Raw genomic sequence first — 15271 nt, forward strand, 5'->3', positions numbered from 1 at the left:
GTTATTCAAAAAATAATAGAGTAATGCACTGCATTACTCTATTACTTAATAAAAATTCCTTCGTATTTTATAAAACTATCTCTAGTCTGTCTAATTTTCCTATTAACTTTATGTCTTTAACATTAGCAGTCTCAGTTTTTACTGAGCCTTTATTACTTATCAAAAGGACTTTTGAGCTATCTAGTTTCTTAACCTGTCGTATAATCCTACTATCATTAAGCTCTATCAAGCATATAGAATTGTTTTCAATATCCTTAATGCTATGACAAAAAGCTAAGTCCCCTTCAGTTATTCTAAAACCTGCCATATCATCATTTTCGATTTTTAGATAAAACACCTTATCTACACTATGTCCCTCAATCTTATTTGAATGAAGCACCATTTCCTTGTATCCAGATGTTTTTGTCATAGAATAATCATAAATCGGAACATTCTTTAAAACTGAACCAAAAGCTTGATTCCAAACCTCATCTGTTTCGCCTTTAGGAGCAGCTTCAGATTTCTTAGGTTCGTAAACCTTTTTTACAATTTCTCTTTCTTTCTTCAAATCTTCATCTGTTACAACCATGTTGACATCATTTAGGTCTGTATTAAGTACCTTAGCAATCTTTTCTATAAGAGCTTCATTAAGTATTCTTTTACCCATTTCAACTTCATTTATAAACTTTTCTGCTACTCCTAGCTTTTTAGCTAATGTTTTTTGAGTAATGCCAGCATTAATTCTAGTCTGCTTTATCTTATCTCCTACCCTACTCAATTAAACTCTTCCTTTCTGCTTTTTATACCATTCTCGTTCTTCAATTAGGTGCTCAATTAAATAACTAAAAGTCCATTCACTAGAGGTTGGCGTAACCACCGCTAATATGGATTCCTTCACTATGGCTCTAACTATCTTTATATATTCCTGTAATTCTTTATCTTCAAAATTGTTAAATATCAGAACCTTTTCCTGCGGCAAGGCTTTGTCTACAGTCTCAAACTTTAAGCCCGAAATTAAGTCTTTAATTTTCATATCAACCATCTCAGTAGTTATAACTATTATCTTATTATTCGTAAGCTCTAACTGCTTTAATTCTTCTTTTTCTAGCCCATAGACTAAAATACATTTTTGGTTTTCTAACATTTTGGCTCACCTCCAGTTTAAACTGATATTATATATTTTATTTGGAACTGTTTTATCTATATATTATAGTGTTTCAGGTTCTCCAAGATCATCTGCGCCTTCAACAGTCACTTTTTCCATAACTTGATCTTCATATGGCTTATCGCTGTAATCTGTTTTTGTTGCCACAATACCATCAACTACATCAAGTCCCTCTGTTACTTTACCGAAAGCTGCATATTGGCCATTTAGGTGTGGAGCATCAGCTACCATTATGAAAAATTGACTTCCTGCTGAATCAGGATGCCCAGATCTAGCCATTGAAAGAACTCCCTTTGTATGTTTCAAATCATTCTTGAAACCATTAGCTGCAAATTCGCCTTTTATTGAATATCCAGGACCTCCAACACCTATACCTTGTGGATCTCCTCCTTGTATAACAAATCCTGGTATAACTCTATGAAAAATTACTCCATCATAAAAACCTTTTTTAATAAGAGATACAAAATTTTTAACAGTGTTAGGTGCAACCTCTGGATATAGTTCTGCTTTTATTACCCCGCCCTGTGCCATTTTTATTGTAACTATTGGATTCATAAATAATTCTCCTTTCAAAGTACGGAAATATAATCTATAGTATTGACATTATTTCCATGTTAAATTCTACATAGGTAAATTATATAATACTTTGTACTGTAATATCAATAATTCTATAGATAGATATACTGTATTGAGTAAACTGTCATTTAAGTCTTAAGTCTGTTCGCATAATTATATACAGATATAATTAATGTATAAATTCCTAAAGAATAAAAAAGTAATGGAGCATATTTAAGTTATCCCCCTTAAACATGCTCCATTACTCACGCAGTATTTTAAATTATATTATATTCAAATTTATGATTAATTAAATGTTGTTCCTCTAACAACTCTTGAATAATCCTTAAAATTTGACAAGTTTTTAACATTAATATGCGAAATAATAAAGTCTCTTCCATTCTTGTTTATTAAATCTGTAAATAAACAACATAAGAATGTGGTTGGAATTCTTTCGAATCCTTCAAAATCTAACTCGATGTCTTGACCTATATTCTCTTGAATAAACTCTCTTAGCAGTATAGCATCCTCAACAACAAAATTTCCCCCTAAAAACTCTCTAACATTAACTTTCATATGACACACCCCTTGATATATATTGATAAGAATTTATATTCTTTTTTTATAATTTTCAGATAATTCATCCTCTATATATAATATATCAAGAACTGATTATTTTGTCAATAATTTAACAAAGTTTTTTTACATTATTTTAAGAGTTTATAACTAAGTTCAATCACTTTATTTTCCTGAAGTGAGTTATATATGGTTATCTCTCCCTTTCTACCTTTATCCCCCAATATACCTCCCTTTCCAAGTCTCCTTCTAAGCTCCTTAGCAGTGCCTTCACTTCCATCAATTAGTAAAGCTTTATTTCCAAGAACCTTAGCTATAGCGTTTTTCACAAAAGGATAGTGTGTGCACCCTAAAACAACAGCAGATATAGTATCTTTGTCTATGTCGATAAACTTCTTGCTTAAGAAACTTATCAACTCATCTCCTTCAGTAATTCCAGATTCTATAAGCTCTACAAGTCCCGCACAAGGAAGTGGAATTATTTCAGCCTCTTGTGCATACTTCTTCATCAAAGTTTTGAATTTTTTCTCAACAAGAGTCATCGGTGTAGCCATAATTATTATTTTTCCATTGTTGCTTAATTCTACTGCTGGCTTAAGTGCAGGTTCAATGCCTATTATAGGAATATTTTTATAATAAGCTCTAAGATCTTCTATAGCAGCAGAAGTTGCTGTATTACAGGCTATTACTATAGCTTTAACTCCTTTACTTATTAAAAATTCCACAGCATTAAATGTAAGTTCCTTAACTTCATCAACTGTCTTCGTTCCATATGGGGCATTTATAGAATCTCCAAAATATATGTAATCTTCCCAAGGCATATACTCTATAGCCTTTTTCATTACGCTCAATCCACCTACTCCAGAATCAAAAAAACCTATTGGTTTTATACTTTCATTGTTACTCATACTCATCACTCCAACCTAATAGTTTCTAAAATTATTTTATTACTTTACAGCTAATAAATCTATACAAAGTCACAACTTTAATTACTAATTCATACATGTGAACAAAATACACGTCTACATTATGCTTTAAGTCTTTACTCATATATATCCACAGATATAATTGAATTATAAATTCTTAAGGAATAAAAAAAGTTCCCACAATATTAAACTACTGTGAGAACTCTTTTCTAATTTATATTCAAATAAATATATAATCTAATATTATACGTTAAATAGTAATTCACCGTAAGTTGGTAAAGGCCATACATCTTTATCAACTAAAGTTTCTAGTGTATCAGCAACAGCTCTTACAGCTTGCATCTTTTCGAACACATCAAACTTGTAGAAGTGAGCAACTGCATAAGCATCTCCATCTAAAGCTTGTGCTTTTTCAACTGATGCTTCTAACTCAGAAATATTTTTCTTTAGTGCTACTGCTAATCCATCTACTTCAGCTAAAAGCTCGCTTTGAACCCCTGCAGATACTCCAGCAGCCTTAACAGCACTTATTGATTTAGCTAAGCTTGTTTCAAACTTAATAACTGCAGGTAGTATTTGACGTTTAGCAATTTCAAGTGTTGTTTCAGCTTCTATATTTGTAGTCTTAGCATATATCTCTAAGTTTACATCATAACGAGCATGCATTTCTAGCTTGCTTAATACACCGTGCTTTTCCATTAATGCTATATTCTTTTCTGATATATATGCCTTTGTAGCTTCAACAGTTGTCTTTGTATTTGGAAGACCTCTCTTTTCTGCTTCAACTACCCATTCATCAGAATATCCATTTCCATTAAATACTATCTTACTATGCTCTTTAACAGTTTCAGTTAAGATAGCATTTATTTCAGCATCTAAATCTGTAGCTTTTTCAAGTCTATCAGCAACTTCTGAAAGAACTTCAGCTACTATTGTGTTTAATACAGTATTACAGTCAGCTATGCTTCCTGAAGATGGAACCATTCTGAACTCAAACTTATTACCAGTGAATGCAAATGGAGATGTTCTATTTCTATCTGTTGGATCTTTAACTAGTTTAGGTAGAGTTGCAACTCCTAAATCTAATTCTCCAGCTGATAATGATGAAGTAACTTCACCCTTTTCAATTTGTTCTATTAAATCTTGTAACTGATCTCCTAAGAACACTGATATTATAGCTGGTGGTGCTTCATTTGCACCTAATCTATGATCATTTCCAGGATTTGCAGCTGAAGCTCTTAATAAATCAGAATATTCATCAACAGCTTTTATAACTGATGTTAAGAATAATTGGAATTGCTTACTCTTATGTGGTGCATCAGTTGGATCAAGAAGATTTTGTCCATCATCAGTACTCATTGACCAGTTGTTGTGCTTACCTGAACCATTAACTCCTGCAAATGGTTTTTCATGAAGTAAACATACTAATCCATGTCTTAATGCAACCTTCTTCATAACATCCATAGTAAGTTGGTTAGTATCAGTTGCTACATTTGTAGTAGTAAATATTGGTGCTAACTCATGTTGTGCTGGTGCAACTTCGTTATGCTTAGTCTTTACTGAAATACCAAGCTTCCAAAGTTCCTTATCTAAATCCTTCATGTAGTCGGATATTCTTTCTTTTAAAGACCCAAAATAATGATCTTCTAACTCTTGTCCCTTTGGAGGCTTAGCTCCAAATAAAGTTCTTCCTGTATATATAAGATCTGGACGTTTGTCATATAACTTCTTGTCCACGATAAAGTATTCTTGTTCAGGTCCTACTGTAGTTGTCACTTTAGTTGCTGTAGTATTTCCTAGAGCTTTTAAAACTCTTATAGCTTCTTTTGAAAGAACTTCCATTGAACGAAGTAATGGAATCTTCTTATCAAGTGCTTCTCCAGTATATGAAACAAATGCAGTTGGTATATATAAAGTCTCATCCTTAACAAAAGCTGGTGATGTCATATCCCAAGCAGTATATCCTCTTGCAGCGCAAGTAGCTCTGCTTCCACCTGATGGGAATGAAGATGCATCTGGTTCACCTTTTATTAATTCTTTTCCTGAGAACTCTAATAGAACCTTACCATCCTCTGTAGGATTAATGAATGAATCATGCTTTTCTGCAGTAATGCCTGTCAATGGTTGGAACCAGTGTGTAAAGTGAGTAGCTCCTTTTTCAACTGCCCAATCCTTTAATGCCAAAGCTACAACATCTGCTACAGCTAAATCAACATTTGCCCCTTTTTCTATTGCCTTCTTTAATGCCTTATAAGTAGCTTTAGGAAGACGTTCTTTCATTATTGAATCATTAAATACATTTTCACCGTAAAATTCACCAAAATTGCTCATCGTAATAGCCCCTTTCGTATTCAAAACCTTTTTTTACACAAAACGTGCCTATCTTTTAATTTGCTATAGAAATTATAGCATCTTAAATATTGGCTAACAGCACTTTGGCTCTAATATGTATATAAATCGCTTATTTTTATAAAATTAATAATTTGTAATGCTTTACTTTTTTGTATTGACAAATTTATAACTTATTAGAGTTTTTTTTACTGGTTTTCTTGATTTTTTGTCAGCATTTCATTGACACTAGAGGTTTCCATATACTACAATTTTTTTATGATATAAAAATTAAGTAGCTTTTTTCATATTAATCTATTAAAGTTTAGCATCCTAAAGATATGAATATCATAAAAATTATATTATATAGGATCAAATTTAATATTACATTACACTAAATCGTTTGTATCACTAGCAATTACCTATAGAGTTCCTCTACGAAAACTTAATTTATACTTGTTCTAAAATCATGCACCTATGACCTTTAGGGTGTATAAATTAATAATTGAAGTTGGAACCCTATATCTAGGGCTTCATTACGAAAACAAAAGTTATTTCTTTAGTTTCCTCTATCGTTTTAAGAGGAGACTTTGAAAATATAAGCTCTATAACCAAAAGATATACCTATATCAAATTTAAAACGGAAGGAAGTGAACTTGTACTTACGTGCTATTATACATAACATCGATAAGTACAAAATATTATGGCAAAAGATCTTATTTATACTATTCCTAGTGATAAGCATAATAAAGAAGATTTATTAAATTTATTAAGTTCCCATCCAGAAATAAAGTTTGTATCAATAGTTGGTATCGACTTATCAGGTAACGATACAGATGAAAAGATTCCAGTAAGTCTATTTAAGGACGATATAGAGTCATTTTTAAACGGCACTGCTGTTCAAACTGACGGTTCATCAGTAGTTCTACCTGAAATAGCTACATTAAACAACGCTAAGGTAGATATGATTACAGACTTAGATGTAAATTGGTTTATTGATTATAACTATGAATTCTTAGATCCTGAAACTAACAAACCTGTTGGAACTTTAAGAATACCTTGCTTTCTTCATCATGAAGGAGTTGCTGTTGATTCAAGACATATATTAAAATCTGCAGTTGATACTTTCAAAACTACATTATTAGATATATTTATAAAAAAACCAGAAACTCTTAAACCTTTTGGAATAGTGTCAGATGATATAGACCAAATCGTAATAACTTCTGCTACTGAACTTGAATTTTGGGTAAAAACTCCTAATGATAAAGTTGAAACAGAAGAATTATCAACATCTCAGATATTACAAGAACAGTATTGGACTAGAACTAAGGGTGTTGTGAGAACAGCGCTAGAGCAAAGCTTAATTTTAATGGAAAGTTACGGCTTCGAACCAGAAATGGGTCATAAAGAAGTGGGTGGAGTTAAAGGTAAGTTTGATTCATCAGGTAACTTCAATCACGTAATGGAGCAGTTGGAGATAGATTGGAAATATTCAGATGCCTTACAATCTGCAGATAATGAGTTATTCATAAGAAATCTTGTAAAAGAGACCTTTAGAAGAAACGGCTTAGATGTTACTTTCCTTGCAAAGCCAATTGAAGGAGTAGCAGGAAGCGGAGAGCATACTCATCTTGGTGTTAGTGTTAAACTTAAAGATGGAAGAAGAATCAATCTTTTCGCTGCAACTAAAAATGACTTCCTAAGTGCTATAGGTTATGGCGCTATAATGGGACTTCTTAAAAACTATGAAATTGTAAATCCTTTTGTTTCTTCAACAGCCGATTCTTTGAGAAGATTAAAACCAGGTTATGAAGCTCCAGTTTGCATAGTTACTTCATTAGGGCACAGTCCTGAGGTCCCATCAAGAAACAGAACTATCTTAGCTGGTCTTGTAAGAGATCCTCATAGCCCTTTAGCAACAAGATTCGAACTTAGAGCACCAAATCCTCATACTAATACTTATTTAGCCATGAGCACATCCTATTTATCTATGTTAGATGGCATATTGTATGCTTTAGAAAATAACAAGACAGAAGGACAATTGCTTGCTGAACTTTCCAAAAGGGCTGGCGAAGATGCCGATTATTTAGAAAAAGATAGAGCGTACAGGGCTGAAGAAGATGTTTTTGAAGATTTCACTCAAGAAGAAAGAGATGAATTCTTCGGAAAAGCACCTGCTACTGTTTACGAAAACCTATTAGCTTTAGATAAATATCCTAAAAAGGTTGAAGTATTAAAGAGAAATGATGTATTCACTGATAAGCTTATAAATAGCTTTAGACTTGGAGTAACTAAGAGATGGACTACAGAAATAACTAGCAGAGTAATTTCTGAATATGCTAGTGAAATAAGAAGCTTTAAATCTCTACACTCACTTGATAAAGCACTAGACCTAGATATATCAAATTGGATGGCAATAAATGATTTGAGACACTATATAATGAAAGATAGCTACACAAACAAAAGTCTATTTACAAAGATTAAGGAAGCTATCGTAGCTGACGATCTTGAAGCTGCATCAAATCTACAAATAGAATTAGACGATAAAATGTCTTTATTAAGATATTTATATAATTCATATAAGAAAAATTTATTAGATATAGACATTTAGATTAATACTAATTAGAATAAAAAAGAAACCTATAATTTATAGGTTTCTTTTTTACTGTAAAGGAAAGTGCAAAATTTATTAATTATGTGACTTTTTAATAAAAGTATACAAGACTCTTTGCAGTGTTTGTAGTATAATTGACTATATATCTTAAGATGAGGTGTAGGAAATGAGACTAGTTCCTATTGAATGTGTAAGAGATGGTTGTTATTTAGGAAAAACTTTATTTGACGAAAATGGACGGACTCTTTTAAAAGAAGGAGTTAAATTATCGACTCCTTTAATAAAAAGGATAAAAGATATACATATTTATTCGCTATACGTAATGGATGAATATAGTGAAAAAGAAATTGATGATATAATAAAGCCTGAGTTAAGACAAAAATCAATATCTTTAGTTAGAGAGACTTTTAATAATGTAGAAAGAATATACTCAAATCTTCATAATTCATCATTGAATAAAAACAAAAAGAATATTCTTCTAAAACAAAAAGAAGAATATCTGTCCTCTATTCATGGGCTTGCTGAAGAATTATTAGAAAATATACTTTCGAATAAAAACATAATGATAAATTTAGTTGATATAAAGACAATGGATGCGTATACTTATCAACATTGTGTTAATGTTGCTATATTATCCTTAGTTCTAGGTATTGGTCTCCAACTTCAGAAGCATGAACTTCTAGATCTTTGTATTGGCGCCTTGCTTCATGATATCGGAAAAGTCTTTATACCTAAAGAAATACTTTTAAAGGAAGGTCCTTTAAGCTACTCAGAATTCGAGATAATGAAAGATCATCCTAAAAAAGGATATTCTTATTTAAAAACTGTACATAATATATCTTCTTTCTCTAGAATGGTAGTATTACAGCATCATGAAAGAGAAGATGGCCTTGGTTACCCTGACGGTAAAAAAAGCTCAAAGATTAATAAGCTTGCTAAAATTGTCGCAGTAGCTGATGTTTACGATGCATTAACCTCTGATAGACCATATAGAAGAGCACTTTGTCCAAATGAGGCTTTTGAATTTATACTAGGAAACGCCGGCTCTATGTTTGATTATGATATAGTTAAAGCTTTTACTAAGATACTAGTTCCTTATCCAGAAGGCACTATAGTAAAACTAAGTAACGGAGATATCTGCGCAGTGGAAAATACACCGCCTGACTATCCACTTAGACCTGAAGTTAAAGTTATTAAAAGTCAAAACGAATCTTCTGTTGGCTCTTTAATAAGCTTGGTAAAGGAATTATCATTAGTTATACTATCAATTGAATATGAAGTATAAGGATGTATATGATGAAAATCTGACAGGCGACATAATTTTATTTTTTACTGTTTACCCTAAATAGCTATTCTGACCAATTGATATTGCTAGGTTTAGTTACCAAAAAATTTTATACTGGTCTTAACAGTAAAAAAGGCTTTTTATAATGCACTTATATGTATTATAAAAAGCCTTTTTATTCTTAATGTAAAGCTCGCTTACTGACACCCTTGTCAACTATATCTATAATATTATAAGCCTTGAAAAATCCCTACGGTGTAATATTGTTAAGTCATTAATTGTTTAAAGCTATATAGTTGTTACTTAATATTTCAAATGAATAAAAATCTGTGCCCACAAAAGGATTATTGTTTATTATTTCTTCAGCTTCTTGAAAGCTATTTGCCTGAAATATAAAAGTCCCTCCGTTTTTATTATAGGTTCCAGCACATAATAAATATTTTGATAGATTCATCTCTCTATACTTTGCATTTGTATCTTTAATTCTTTTCTTCTCAACATTATCTAACTTATAGTTTATCTTAACAAATATTCCACCATTCTTTTTCATCTCATAAGTCCTCCCTTTTTCATCCTTACCTAATCATATGAGCTTGTACACATTTTTATGCATTATTTTTTCTCGAACATACGTTTGATTATATTGTAGCGAACATGCGTTCATATGTCAATATATTAAATTATATTTTTCAACATATTATTCCATATATCTTACGCACTCTATGTTGAATTTTAAAGAATATTGTAAAAATAAAAAAACACCTAGGTAAACCTAGATGTTTCTATTGTAATAAGGTTAACTTGAAATAACCTTACTTCGGTAAATATTACTTTGCCATATTGAACACTTCAAGATCTCTTTCTTCAATCTTACTTGTTTTAACTTTCACTAAAGCCTTAAAGGTATCTAAAGCTGTAATAACTCCTATATTTCTTTCTATAGCCGCTCTTCTTATATGGAAGCCATCTCTCTTAGAATCATTACCTTTAGTTGGAGTATTTATAACTAAATCAACTTCTTTATTCTTGATAACATCTATTATATTTGGATGATTCTCATTTAGTTTCCTAACTTCTCTAGCATCTATACCTGCAGATCTTAAAAGTTCAGCAGTACCAGATGTAGCTATAAAATCATATCCAACATCAGAAAGTGCTTTTGCTATTGGAAGGAATTCTTCTTTATCATGCTTATTTATAGTAGCAAGAACAGTTCCCTTACTTTTACTTAGGGTATACATATACGCTCCTACAAAACCCTTATATAAAGCTTCTTCTAGAGTTCTACCTACTCCTAATACTTCCCCAGTAGATCTCATTTCTGGCCCTAGAGAAACTTCAACCTTCGGAAGCTTTTGAGTAGAGAATACTGGAACCTTCACAGATATTAAACTTGGTTCTTTGTATACACCAGTTCCATAACCTAAATCCTTAAGTTTAGCTCCAAGCATTATTCTAGTAGCTATATCCACTATAGGTACTCCACTAACTTTACTTATATATGGTACTGTTCTTGAAGCTCTTGGATTTACTTCTATTACATACAACTCGCCCTTAAATTCTATAAACTGTATATTTATCATTCCTTTTATGCCTATAGCAAGAGCTAGCTTATTAGTGTATTCTAATACTTTATCTTTTATATCTTGACTTAAGTTCTGACTTGGATACATTGTTATACTGTCACCTGAATGTACCCCAGCTCTTTCTAGATGTTCCATTATTCCAGGTATAAGAACATCTTCTCCATCAGATATAGCATCAACTTCTATTTCTCTCCCCATAAGATACTTATCTATCAATATAGGATTCTTTCTATCTTTTTCGAAAGCATTGTTTAAATAGAACTTCAACTCTTCTTCATCATGAGTTATTTCCATTCCTTGACCACCAAGCACATATGAAGGTCTTACTAGTACAGGGAATCCAAGCTCTCTTGCTTCATTTACCCCTTCTTCAACACTCCAAATTCCTTTTCCTTTAGGTCTGTATATTCCTAATTCTTCAAGTAGCGCATCAAACTTTTCTCTATCCTCAGCTAAATCTATCTGATCCGCTGTAGTCCCTAAGGTCTTTATATTCTTTTCTTTAAGGAACTTTGCAAGCTTTATAGCTGTTTGCCCACCAAATTGAAGTATTACTCCTTCTGGTTTTTCTTTTTCAATTATATTAAATACATCTTCTTCTGTTAATGGTTCAAAGTATAATTTATCAGATATATTAAAATCTGTGCTTACAGTTTCAGGATTATTATTTACTATTATTGTTTCTATACCAATATTTCTAAGTGATTTTACACAATGAACTGATGCGTAGTCAAATTCTATTCCCTGTCCTATTCTTATAGGTCCAGATCCTATTACCATAACCTTTCTTCTATCACTTACTTCCACTTCATCATAAGTCTCATAAGTTGAATAATAGTATGGAGATAAAGCTTCAAATTCGCCACCGCAGGTATCAACCATCTTATATACAGGTTTTATATTCCATATATCTCTCAATCTATAAATATCATCTGGTGAAACTTCTAGAAGATCTGCAATCCCCTTATCTGAGAAACCTTTCCTCTTAAGTTTATATAACCATTCCTTATCTAAATCACCTATTTTAGAGATTCTTAGTTTTTGCTCCTCATCAACCATCCACTTAAATTTTTCTAGGAAGAACAAATCAACGCCTGTTATCTCAACAATTTTATCCATCCTATAATTTCTTCTAAGCATTTCTGCTAGAGCAAAAATTCTTTCATCATCAGGTGTTATTACCATCTCTTTTAAGTCTTTCATAGAGAGTTCTCTAAACTTTTTAAACTCTAAAGAATACTTTCCTATTTCTAAAGATCTTATTCCTTTAAGAAAAGCTGACTCAAAATCACTTCCTATAGCCATTATTTCTCCTGTAGCCATCATCTTAGTTCCTAAAGCTCTATCAGCACTTTTAAACTTATCAAATGGCCATTTTGGAATCTTAACAACTACATAATCTAATGAAGGTTCAAAGCATGCATATGTTTTTTGAGTAACCGCATTCTTTATCTCATCAAGTGCATAGCCTAATGCCAGCTTTGCAGCAACCTTAGCAATTGGATATCCAGTTGCCTTAGAAGCTAACGCTGATGATCTTGAAACTCTAGGATTTATTTCAATTACTGCGTATTCAAAGGATTGTGGGTTAAGCGCAAACTGAACATTACAACCACCTTCTATTCCTACTGCATTTATTATATCGATGGAAGCACTTCTAAGCATTTGGTACTCTTTATCAGATAAAGTTTGACTAGGAGCCACAACTATACTATCACCAGTATGTATTCCTACAGGATCAATATTTTCCATATTACATACTGTTATACAATTTCCGAAACTATCTCTCATTACTTCATATTCTACTTCTTTCCATCCCTTTACACTCTTTTCAAGCAACACTTGGCCTATAGAGCTTAACTGTATACCTAATGATAGAATTTCTTCTAGTTGTTCTTCATTATTAGCTATACCACCGCCAGTTCCCCCTAGGGTATATGCTGGTCTTACTATTACAGGATAACCTATTGTTTTAGCAAATTCCTTTCCAGCCTCTAAGTCCGTTATTATCTCACTCTTTATAACAGGCTGGCCTATTCTATGCATCATCGCTCTAAATAACTCTCTGTCTTCCCCTTCTTTTATACCTTCGACAGAGGTACCTATAATTTTTACATTGTACTTATCTAGTATCCCTTTATCATAAAGTTCAACAGCTAAATTTAGACCTGTTTGTCCGCCCATTCCTGCTAAAAGACTGTCAGGTCTCTCTTCAGCTATAACTTTCTCAACAAACTCTATAGTCAGCGGTTCTAAATACACCTTATCTGCAACTTCGGCGTCCGTCATTATAGTTGCAGGATTAGAGTTTATTAAAACCACTTCTAATCCTTCTTCCTTAAGTGCTTGACACGCTTGAGTTCCTGAGTAATCAAACTCTGCTGCCTGACCTATTACTATCGGACCTGAACCTATTACTAATACTTTTTTAATATCTTTTTTAATTGGCATAATGGCTACCTCCTAAGTGTTCTTCACTAATAGTTACTCTGCAAATTTTATGAACTCATCGAATATATAGTCACTATCTTTTGGTCCTGGACTAGCTTCAGGATGGAATTGTACAGAAAAAATAGGTAAGACTTCATGTTTCATCCCCTCTATAGTTCCATCATTCACACTTATATGAGTGGCCCTTACGTCCTTTGGCAGTACATCCACATAATATCCGTGGTTTTGAGAAGTGATATACACTCTATTCTTATCAATATCTTTTACCGGATGATTACAACCTCTATGTCCAAATTTAAGTTTCTTAGTTTTTCCTCCAAGACTTAGAGCTAATATCTGGTGCCCAAGACATATACCTACTATAGGCTTCTTTCCAACAATATTTTTAACATTCTCTACTATATCTGATAGATCTTCTGGATCTCCAGGTCCATTTGATAAAAATACAAGGTCTGGATTAACCTTCAGTACTTCTTCTGCTGAAGCAGTTGCAGGAAAAATTGTGACTCTGCAATTTCTTTTCACAAAGCTATTTATTATATTCTGTTTTACACCAAAATCCATTATAGCTATATGTTTTCCGCTTCCATAAAATTCATAGATTTCACTTGTTGTAACATTCAAAACTGCATCTTTATTTGAATAAAGCTCTGTTTTCTTAAGAGCCTCTTCTGAAGAGATTTCATCTAATGTTATTACACCCTTCATTGTTCCATTTTCTCTTAATATTTTAGTAAGAGCTCTTGTATCTATTCCTTCAAGTCCAATTATCTTATTATTATTTAAAAAAGTTTCTATTTCTAATTCACATCTAAAATTACTTGGTGAAGCACATTTTTCTCTTACGATAAATCCTTTAACCTTAGGATAAGAAGACTCCATATCTTCAAGATTTATTCCGTAGTTTCCGATCAAAGGATAAGTCATAGTAACTATCTGTCCATAATACGATGGATCTGTAAGCACTTCTTGATATCCTGTCATTCCGGTATTAAATACTACCTCTCCAACACTTTCTTTTAAATATCCAAAAGCTTTTCCTTCAAAAACAATACCATTTTCTAATATAAGCTTTGCTTTCATTATAGTCCTCCTTATAATCCTTTAGGGAAAATACACTTATACAAGTGAGGTTCCTGCCGAACTTATTCATGTATATTTATTAAATCATATTGCATAATTATTCGTCAATAACAATTTATGCATGTATTTTATGATTTATTCTAATAGTAACTGTATACTTTTGCTTTGCTCTATAGGAATCTGTTTTAAATATGCTTTTAACATTTTTATAAACTTTACATCCTTTACCTAACTTTACAATTTACCATATAAAACTCAACCTACTTATATCTAAAAATTACAGTATCGTTGTATATAGATCAGTTATTAAGTTTATAGTACCTGATATGCAGCAAATAAATGTTGTATAAGCTTATCCTATTTAAACAAAACAAAAGGATATCTAAGAGATTAATAAAAAAACACTAATCTCTTAGATACCCTATATATTCAGCAGGATATTCAATTATAATCAAAGCTATTTGTTTAATTTCATGACAAAAAACGTATGCCATATAATCATACCCCTTTCTGGCCTCTCTGGACCAATTTAAAGTGTATTATCTACCTTATTATTTGTTATTTATATCTATTCTAGTTTAACCTATAGTACATGTCAAGAAATAAAAGTTTTTATTTTTGTTGAAATGATTAAAGATTACCCAAATAGGTAATCTTTAACCATTAACAATATTATACCTTGCCTATAGGTATTTGTAACTCTTTTTGTCCTATTGAGTCCAT

11 protein-coding genes are annotated in these 15271 nt (G+C 31.8%); 2 read left to right on the forward strand and 9 right to left on the reverse strand.

Annotation, left to right across the window (positions count from 1 at the left end; all coding sequences use genetic code 11):
- Positions 1-67 precede the first annotated feature (67 nt).
- The 6 genes from bsdtw1_RS20725 to bsdtw1_RS20750 form a co-directional block, all read right to left on the reverse strand.
- Entirely contained in the window at positions 68-757 is a 690-nt protein-coding gene (locus bsdtw1_RS20725; protein ID WP_183279387.1) for an XRE family transcriptional regulator, read from the reverse strand.
- Positions 758-1123, reverse strand: coding sequence for a DUF3783 domain-containing protein (locus bsdtw1_RS20730; protein WP_183279388.1), 366 nt, complete (start codon positions 1121-1123; stop codon positions 758-760).
- 63 nt (positions 1124-1186) lie between these two features.
- On the reverse strand, positions 1187-1699 hold the full coding sequence (locus bsdtw1_RS20735) for a peptidylprolyl isomerase (RefSeq protein ID WP_183279389.1): 513 nt from the start codon (positions 1697-1699) through the stop codon (positions 1187-1189).
- 306 nt (positions 1700-2005) lie between these two features.
- Complete coding sequence (locus bsdtw1_RS20740) at positions 2006-2275, reverse strand: STAS-like domain-containing protein (RefSeq protein WP_183279390.1); 270 nt, start codon at positions 2273-2275, stop codon at positions 2006-2008.
- 131 nt (positions 2276-2406) lie between these two features.
- Positions 2407-3183 carry a glutamate racemase gene (murI, locus tag bsdtw1_RS20745; RefSeq protein ID WP_371874740.1) on the reverse strand — a complete coding sequence of 259 codons (777 nt, stop codon included), beginning with the start codon at positions 3181-3183 and terminating at the stop codon, positions 2407-2409.
- 261 nt (positions 3184-3444) lie between these two features.
- A complete protein-coding gene (locus bsdtw1_RS20750; RefSeq protein WP_183279392.1) occupies positions 3445-5532 on the reverse strand; it encodes a glutamine synthetase III family protein in 2088 nt (695 codons plus the stop codon).
- A 700-nt stretch (positions 5533-6232) separates the two neighbouring features.
- Between bsdtw1_RS20750 and bsdtw1_RS20755 the strand changes: the two genes are divergently transcribed.
- The gene (locus bsdtw1_RS20755; protein ID WP_183279393.1) at positions 6233-8140 is read left to right on the forward strand and encodes a type I glutamate--ammonia ligase; all 1908 of its coding nucleotides are present in this window, start codon (positions 6233-6235) and stop codon (positions 8138-8140) included.
- Between the two features lie 169 nt (positions 8141-8309).
- On the forward strand, positions 8310-9428 hold the full coding sequence (locus bsdtw1_RS20760; protein ID WP_183279394.1) for an HD-GYP domain-containing protein: 1119 nt from the start codon (positions 8310-8312) through the stop codon (positions 9426-9428).
- 274 nt (positions 9429-9702) lie between these two features.
- Here the strand turns inward: bsdtw1_RS20760 and bsdtw1_RS20765 are convergent, their stop codons facing one another.
- From bsdtw1_RS20765 to carA, 3 genes are all read right to left on the reverse strand, one after another.
- Positions 9703-9978 carry a YciI family protein gene (locus bsdtw1_RS20765; RefSeq protein WP_183279395.1) on the reverse strand — a complete coding sequence of 92 codons (276 nt, stop codon included), beginning with the start codon at positions 9976-9978 and terminating at the stop codon, positions 9703-9705.
- A 277-nt stretch (positions 9979-10255) separates the two neighbouring features.
- Entirely contained in the window at positions 10256-13465 is a 3210-nt protein-coding gene (carB, locus tag bsdtw1_RS20770) for a carbamoyl-phosphate synthase large subunit (RefSeq protein ID WP_183279396.1), read from the reverse strand.
- A 33-nt stretch (positions 13466-13498) separates the two neighbouring features.
- Complete coding sequence (carA, locus tag bsdtw1_RS20775) at positions 13499-14548, reverse strand: glutamine-hydrolyzing carbamoyl-phosphate synthase small subunit (RefSeq protein ID WP_183279397.1); 1050 nt, start codon at positions 14546-14548, stop codon at positions 13499-13501.
- Positions 14549-15271: the final 723 nt, after the last annotated feature.

This window comes from Clostridium fungisolvens (assembly GCF_014193895.1).
In the GTDB taxonomy this organism is placed as follows: Bacteria; Bacillota; Clostridia; order Clostridiales; family Clostridiaceae; genus Clostridium_AR; species Clostridium_AR fungisolvens.

Coding starts and splice junctions, on each gene's coding strand:
- bsdtw1_RS20730 (WP_183279388.1), bottom strand. CDS start 1,123: ATGTTAGAAAACCAAAAATGTATTTTAGTCTATGGGCTAGAAAAAGAA.
- bsdtw1_RS20735 (WP_183279389.1), bottom strand. CDS start 1,699: ATGAATCCAATAGTTACAATAAAAATGGCACAGGGCGGGGTAATAAAA.
- bsdtw1_RS20740 (WP_183279390.1), bottom strand. CDS start 2,275: ATGAAAGTTAATGTTAGAGAGTTTTTAGGGGGAAATTTTGTTGTTGAG.
- murI (WP_371874740.1), bottom strand. CDS start 3,183: ATGAGTAACAATGAAAGTATAAAACCAATAGGTTTTTTTGATTCTGGA.
- bsdtw1_RS20750 (WP_183279392.1), bottom strand. CDS start 5,532: ATGAGCAATTTTGGTGAATTTTACGGTGAAAATGTATTTAATGATTCA.
- bsdtw1_RS20755 (WP_183279393.1), top strand. CDS start 6,233: ATGGCAAAAGATCTTATTTATACTATTCCTAGTGATAAGCATAATAAA.
- bsdtw1_RS20760 (WP_183279394.1), top strand. CDS start 8,310: ATGAGACTAGTTCCTATTGAATGTGTAAGAGATGGTTGTTATTTAGGA.
- bsdtw1_RS20765 (WP_183279395.1), bottom strand. CDS start 9,978: ATGAAAAAGAATGGTGGAATATTTGTTAAGATAAACTATAAGTTAGAT.
- carB (WP_183279396.1), bottom strand. CDS start 13,465: ATGCCAATTAAAAAAGATATTAAAAAAGTATTAGTAATAGGTTCAGGT.
- carA (WP_183279397.1), bottom strand. CDS start 14,548: ATGAAAGCAAAGCTTATATTAGAAAATGGTATTGTTTTTGAAGGAAAA.